We start from the raw sequence: 6,613 nt of genomic DNA on the forward strand, positions 1-6,613 counted from the left end.
TCAACTCGCCAGGCTGAAGCGCTCGGCGTGCACCTGGTTCTTCGGCACGCCCAGTTCGCGCATGGTCCGGAGCACGGCACTCGTCATCCCGGGCGGGCCGCACACGAACACGTCCCGGTCGCGCACGTCCGGCACGGCGCTGCCGATGGCACCCGGCCCGAGCGGCGGCCCGTACGGCGTGGGGGCGTTCGACGGCCCGGTCACGACGTGCAGCACCGCGCCGCGGGCGTGGGCGAGGCCGCGCAGCTCGTGCAGCAGCACGGCGTCCTGCGGCCTGGACACGCGGTAGACCACGACGACGTGCCCGTCCAGCTCCTCCAGCAGCGCCCGCACCGGCGTGACGCCGACGCCGCCCGCGACGAGCAGCGTGTTCCGCTTCGTGCGGTGCAGCGCGGTGAACGCGCCGTACGGCCCCTCCGCGAACACCCGCGTGCCCGGCCGCAGCGCCCGCAGCGACGCGCTGCCGTCCCCGAGGGCCTTGGCGGTCAGCCGCAGCGTCCGGCCATCGGGCATGGCCGACAGCGAGAACGGGTTCGCCTGCCACCAGCGGCCCTTGACCAGGAACCGCCAGAGGAAGAACTGGCCCGCCCGCGCGGGCAGCCCGTGCAGGTCGCGGCCGGTGACGTAGATCGAGACGACGTCGTCGGACTCGGGCACGACGGCCTCGACGCGCAGCCGGTGCCGCAGGTTGCGCCACAGCGGCAGCACGAGCCGGCCCAGGAACACCGAGCCCAGCGCGACGCCCCACACGCCCCACCAGTAGGCGGTGGCGAACGGCGACGCGGTGAACGTCGTGCCCACCGCGACCTGGTGCGAGAACGCCAGCACCACGGCCAGGTAGGTGTAGAGGTGGATGAAGTGCCACGTCTCGTAGGCCATCCGCCGCCGCGCGAACCGGGCCGACACCCCGCCCACCACCATGATCAGCACCAGCGCCACGACCGCCCGCAGGACGCCCTCGACGGTGGTCGTGACGAGCACCAGCTCGTCGAGCGGCGGCAGCTCCGAGACCTGCGCGTACCCGAGCAGGACGAACACGAAGTGGGCCACGAGCAGCCACAGCAGCGAGAACCCGGTCCACCGGTGCCACGACGTGAGCCGGTCCATGCCCAGGCGCCGGTCCAGCCACGGCAGCCGGGCCACGAGCAGCAGCTGGAACGCCATCAGCAGCGCCGCGCACAGCCCGGTCAGGCGGCCGACGGCGATCAGCGCGTTCACGCCGAGGCCCGCCTGGAGGAACAGCACCGCCACCGCGGCGGCGTTCGCGGCCAGCAGGCCGTACAGGCCGGCGCGGGCCACCACCGCCGGCCGCACGGCGGGTGGGCGCGCGACCGGGGCGGCCGGTGCCGGGAACTGGGTCGTCGTCACGTGCACGCTCCTCGCTGGCGGGGGTCCCCCGGTCGAGCCTGCTTCGGGAAGCTGAGCCCGGGCTGTCGCGGACCTGTCGAAACGCTGTTGATCCGCCCGGCGGCGGCGGATCGCCTCGCCCGCCCGCGTAGCGGTGCCGCACCATGGGCACGTGGACAAGGGCAACCCGGTTCGACTGCTCGTGGTGGACGACGAGCCCCACATCGCCGACCTGGTGGCGACGGTCGCCCGGTACGAGGGGTGGCAGGCGGCGACGGCGGGCAGCGGCGAGGCGGCGCTCACGACGGCCGCCGACTTCCACCCGGACATCGTGGTGCTCGACCTGATGCTGCCCGACCTGGACGGGTTCACCGTGCTCGACCGGCTGCGGTCGGCGGGCGCGATGGTGCCCGTGGTGTTCCTCACCGCCCGCGACGGCACGGCGGACCGCGTGGCGGGCCTCACCCGCGGCGGCGACGACTACCTGGTCAAGCCGTTCTCGGTGGAGGAGCTGATGGCCCGGCTGCGGGCCGTGCTGCGGCGGTCGACGGGGCCGACGTGGAAGCGGTCCGTGCTGAAGGTGTCGGACCTCGCCCTGGACGAGGACACCCGCGAGGTGCGGCGCGGCGGCCGGCTCGTCACGCTCACGCCCACCGAGTACGAGCTGCTGCGCTACCTGATGCGCCGCTCGCCGGCCGTGCTGACGAAGGCGCAGATCCTCGACCACGTGTGGGAGTACGACTTCGGCGGCCGGTCGAACGTCGTCGAGCTGGTCGTGTCGCACCTGCGGCGCAAGCTGGACGACGGCAGCGGCGAACCGCTCATCCACACCGTCCGCGGCGTCGGCTACGTGCTGCGGAGAGCCGCGGAGTGACCCTGCGCTCGCGGTGGAAGCGCACCCGCCTGGGCACCCGGCTCGCGCTGGGCCTGGGCGCGCTGGCGCTCGCCGTGTTCGCGGTCGTCGGCACGGTGATGGCCACCAGCATGCAGGAGTACCTGGCCCGCCGCATGGACGACCAGATGACCAGCACGCAGATATCGCTGAAGAAGGAGTACGACCGCAACAACGGCCTCAAGAGTTCCGGCTACGGCTGGTACTCGGTGCTGTTCGAGGTGCGCGACGGCCAGGCGCGGCCGGTGAACCCGGAGGGCCTGCCCGGCGACCTCGCCGAGTTCGCGGACGTGGCGCTGCGCGTGGTGGGCGGCGAGGAGCCCGCGTACGGGACCGAGTACCTGGACGGCCTGGGCGCGTACCGGCTGCGCGGCTGCCAGATCGCCGACGGCGTGGTCATGGTCAGCGCGGCCCCCATGAACGACATCACGACCACCGTGCGGCAGCTCGTGCTGGTGGAGGTGGCGGCGTTCCTGCTGGCGCTGATCGCGTTCGTGGTGATCGGGCGGGCCGTGCTGCGGCGCGGGTTGCAGCCGTTGAGCGACATGGCGCGCACCGCGCACGACATCACCTCGCACGACCTGACCGACTCGGCGCGGCTCGCGGTGCGCGCGGAGGGCGGTGACGGCGGCGCGGAGGTGGAGGAGCTGCGCTCGGCGTTCAACACGATGCTGGAGCACATCGACGCGTCGCTGGCCGCGCGCACGGTCGCCGAGCAGCGGCTGCGGCGGTTCATCGCGGACGCCTCGCACGAGCTGCGCACCCCGTTGACCTCGATCCGCGGGTACGCCGACCTGTTCCGGTACGCGGCGGCCAACGAGCCGGGCGAGCGGGAGTCGCACCTGGAGAAGCTGCGGTCGGAGGCGGCGCGGATGAGCGTGCTGCTGGACGACCTGCTGCTGCTCGCCCGGCTCGACTCGGCCGAGGTGGAGACCCCGCTGCGGGTGGCCGACGGCGACGTGGCGGCGCTGGCGCGCGAGGCGGCGGACGCGTTCCGCGCGGCCCGCCCCGCCCACCCGCTGAGCCTGTCCCTGCCGCCCGACCCGGTGCCGCTCGCGTTCGACCCGCTGCGCCTGCGGCAGGTGGTGGACAACCTGCTCACCAACGCCGCCGTGCACACGCCGCCGGGCACCGCCGTGCAGCTGTCGGTCTCCACGACGCCGCGCGCGGTCGTGCTCCGGGTGTCGGACTCGGGCCCCGGCATCCCGCGGGCCGACCAGTCGCGCATCTTCGACCGCTTCTACCGGGTCGACGACTCCCGCACCCGCGACCGCGGCGGCAGCGGCCTGGGCCTGGCCGTGGTCCACTCCCTGGTCGCCGCCCACGGCGGCGCCGTGACGCTGACCAGCACCCCCGGCTCGACCACCTTCACCGTCCACCTCCCCCGCTGACCCGCGAGAGTCCAACGCTCAGACCCCGAGAGTCCAACCTCCGGGCCCCGAGAGTCGTACGTCCAGGCCCTCTGAGTTCTACGTTCGCGCCTAACGGTGTGAGGCCTGAACGTAGAACTCAGGGGTCCTGGGCGTTGGACTCTCGGGGCCTGGGCGTTGGACTCTCGGGTGGGTGGTCAGCCGGCGTTCGAGGATTCGGCCCACAGGTCGATGCCCGCGTCGACGGCGTGCTCCTCGATGCGGGCCAGCTCGTCGTCGGTCAGCGGCGGGCCGTCGAGGGCGGCGACGTTGTCCTCCAGCTGGGCCACGCTGCTCGCGCCGACCAGGACGGACGTGACGCGCTCGTCGCGCAGCGCCCACGACAGGGCCAGCTGGGCGAGGGACTGCCCGCGCGCGACGGCCACCTCGTTCAACGCCCGCACGTGCGCCAGGTTCGCCTCGCTCAGCAGGTCGCCGGACAGCGACTTGCCCTGCGCCGCCCGCGACCCCTCCGGCACGCCGCCCAGGTACTTGTCGGTCAGCATCCCCTGGGCGAGCGGCGAGAACGCGATGCAGCCCACGCCCAGCTCGCCGAGCGCGTCGAGCAGCTCGCGCTCGACCCACCGGTTCAGCATCGAGTACGACGGCTGGTGGATCAGCAGCGGCACGCCCGCCGCGCGCAGCAGCTCGGCCGCCTCGCGCGTCCTGGTCGCCGAGTACGACGAGACGCCGACGTACAGCGCCTTGCCCTGCTGCACGGCGCTCGCCAGCGCGCCGACCGTCTCCTCCAGCGGCGTGTCCGGGTCGAAGCGGTGCGAGTAGAAGACGTCCACGTGGTCGAGGCCCATCCGGCCCAGCGACTGGTCCAGCGAGGACAGCAGGTACTTGCGCGAGCCCCAGTTCCCGTACGGGCCGGGCCACATGTCGTAGCCCGCCTTGGTGGAGATCACCAGCTCGTCGCGGTACGGCCGCAGGTCGTCGGCGAGTACCCGGCCGAAGTTGGTCTCGGCGCTGCCGTAGGGCGGCCCGTAGTTGTTCGCCAGGTCGAAGTGCGTGATGCCGAGGTCGAACGCCCGGCGCACGATGGCGCGCCCGCTCTCCAGGGGGCGGTCGTCGCCGAAGTTGTGCCACAGGCCGAGCGACACGGCGGGCAGCTTCAGCCCGCTGCGCCCGCAGCGGCGGTAGGTCATCCGGTCGTAGCGCTGTTCAGCGGGTTGGTGGGCCACCTCCCCACCTTGGCACGCGCGGCTTCCGTTCGCCGCACTCGCCCGGCCCGGAAGTTGCTCCGCTCGGCACGTACTCGGCGGACCTCCCGACCATCCGCTTGACGTGCCCGGACACCGGTGTCCGGGCGCCCGGGCCCCTGCGCCCGGCAGTGCGAGCGGAAAGAGATCAGATGCGTCCCTCCCGCAGACGCGGCGTCCTGTTAGCGGTCGCCGCGTTGACCGTCTCCGCCGTCCAGCTCACCTCCCCCGCGAACGCCGCCCCGGCCGCGCCCGCCCCCGCCCCGGCCGCGCCCGCCGCGTCCAGGTGCGGTCCCCTCGACGTCGCGTTCGTCCTCGACGACACCGGCAGCATGGGCGGCGCGATCGCCAACCTGAAGACCGGCATCAACTCGATCATCGGCGACGTGGTCACCGCGTCCGGCGGCGACTACCAGCTCGGCCTGGTGACGTTCAAGGACAACGTCACCGTCCACACGAACCTCGCGCCCGGCAACGCGGCGCCGGTGGTCAACTACGTCACCAACACGCTCGCCGCGGGTGCCGGCGGCAGCGAGCCCGAGGCGTCCGACGAGGCCCTGAACACGGTCGTGAACAACCGGGCGGCGGCCGGTCGCCCGCAGAACGCGGACTTCAACGGCACGTGGCGGTCGAACGCGACGAAGTTCGTCGTGCTGGTGACCGACGCCCGCCCCGGCGGGTTCGACAACGTGCACGCGCCCGTGGACGTCGCCAACGCCGCGCAGTGGGCCAACGACGCCCTCGGCAAGGGCATCAAGATCAGCCCGGTGTACGTGCCGACGTCGGCGACCTACACGCCGGTGATCACGCCGATCATGCAGAACTACGCCACCACCACCGGCGGCGTGTTCACGCAGACCACGTCGACCGGCGCGGGCACGGCGGACGCGATCCGCAAGCTGCTGTCCGACTGCCGGCGGACCGACGTGTTCATCCGGGACCAGGCGGCCGACACGGGCGTCGAGACCAACCCCAACGGGACGGTGTGGAACAGCCCGGACATCAAGGTCTGCCCGGGGCTCGCGGACTGCGGCGCGGGCACCCAGCCCGTCGTGGGGGCGACGAACTACGTCCACGTGCGGCTGAACAACCCGGGCCCGTACGGCGCGGGCACCGCGTCCGGCGTGCTCAAGGTCTACCGCACGCCCGCCGGCGGCGGCACGACGTGGAACAACGCGACGAACGGCGACTGGGTGTCCATCGGGCAGCAGGCGCTGACCGTGCCCGCCGGCGTGACGGTGGCGAAGATCCCGTGGTCGAACATCCCCGGTCCCGGCCACTTCTGCCTGCTCGCGCGCTGGGTGTCGGCGACGGACCCGATGACGTTCGCGGAGGGCCCGAACACCGCGCTGAACACCAAGAACAACAACAACATCGCGTGGAAGAACTTCCAGACGATCCGCGGTCGCGTCCTGGAGCCGGTGAAGTCCTGGTTCACCCTGGGCAACGCGACCGAGCGCGAGGCCAGGACCGACCTGGTGCTGACCGGTGAGAAGCCGGTGCAGGGCGCCGTGGTGGTGGACCTGGGCCGGGAGCTGTTCGAGCGCTGGCGCGCGGGCGGCGGCCAGGCGGAGGGCGTGAGGCAGGTCGGCGAGACCGCGCTCCAGTTCGACCCGAAGCGGTCGGGCCTGTTCGGCGTGCCGCTCAAGCCCGGTGAGCGGTTCACGGCGGAGCTGACCTTCACCCCGGAGGTGGCGGGCGAGTACCTGACCAACCTGGTCCAGTTCGTGGAGGGCGAGGACCACGGCGGCGTCGCCTAC

At 73.0% G+C, this 6,613-nt stretch carries 5 protein-coding genes; 3 read left to right on the forward strand and 2 right to left on the reverse strand.

Annotated elements, in window-relative coordinates:
• The gene (locus ACR807_RS28365; protein ID WP_438924493.1) at positions 1 to 1,368 is read right to left on the reverse strand and encodes a ferredoxin reductase family protein; all 1,368 of its coding nucleotides are present in this window, start codon (positions 1,366 to 1,368) and stop codon (positions 1 to 3) included.
• 151 nt (positions 1,369 to 1,519) lie between these two features.
• Between ACR807_RS28365 and ACR807_RS28370 the strand changes: the two genes are divergently transcribed.
• Together ACR807_RS28370 and ACR807_RS28375 are read left to right on the forward strand one after the other, a co-directional pair.
• Positions 1,520 to 2,221, forward strand: coding sequence for a response regulator transcription factor (locus tag ACR807_RS28370; protein WP_438924494.1), 702 nt, complete (start codon positions 1,520 to 1,522; stop codon positions 2,219 to 2,221).
• Entirely contained in the window at positions 2,218 to 3,630 is a 1,413-nt protein-coding gene (locus tag ACR807_RS28375) for a sensor histidine kinase (protein WP_438924495.1), read from the forward strand. Before ACR807_RS28370 ends, ACR807_RS28375 begins: the two co-directional genes overlap by 4 nt.
• Before the next feature lie 176 nt (positions 3,631 to 3,806).
• Here ACR807_RS28375 and mgrA read toward each other — a convergent pair whose 3' ends face one another.
• On the reverse strand, positions 3,807 to 4,835 hold the full coding sequence (gene mgrA, locus ACR807_RS28380) for an L-glyceraldehyde 3-phosphate reductase (RefSeq protein WP_438924496.1): 1,029 nt from the start codon (positions 4,833 to 4,835) through the stop codon (positions 3,807 to 3,809).
• Between the two features lie 215 nt (positions 4,836 to 5,050).
• Here mgrA and ACR807_RS28385 point away from each other — a divergent pair.
• On the forward strand, positions 5,051 to 6,613 hold a 1,563-nt coding region (locus ACR807_RS28385), incomplete at its 3' end, for a vWA domain-containing protein (RefSeq protein WP_438924497.1).

The organism is Saccharothrix sabaoui, from assembly GCF_051756985.1.
GTDB lineage: Bacteria > Actinomycetota > Actinomycetes > Mycobacteriales > Pseudonocardiaceae > Actinosynnema.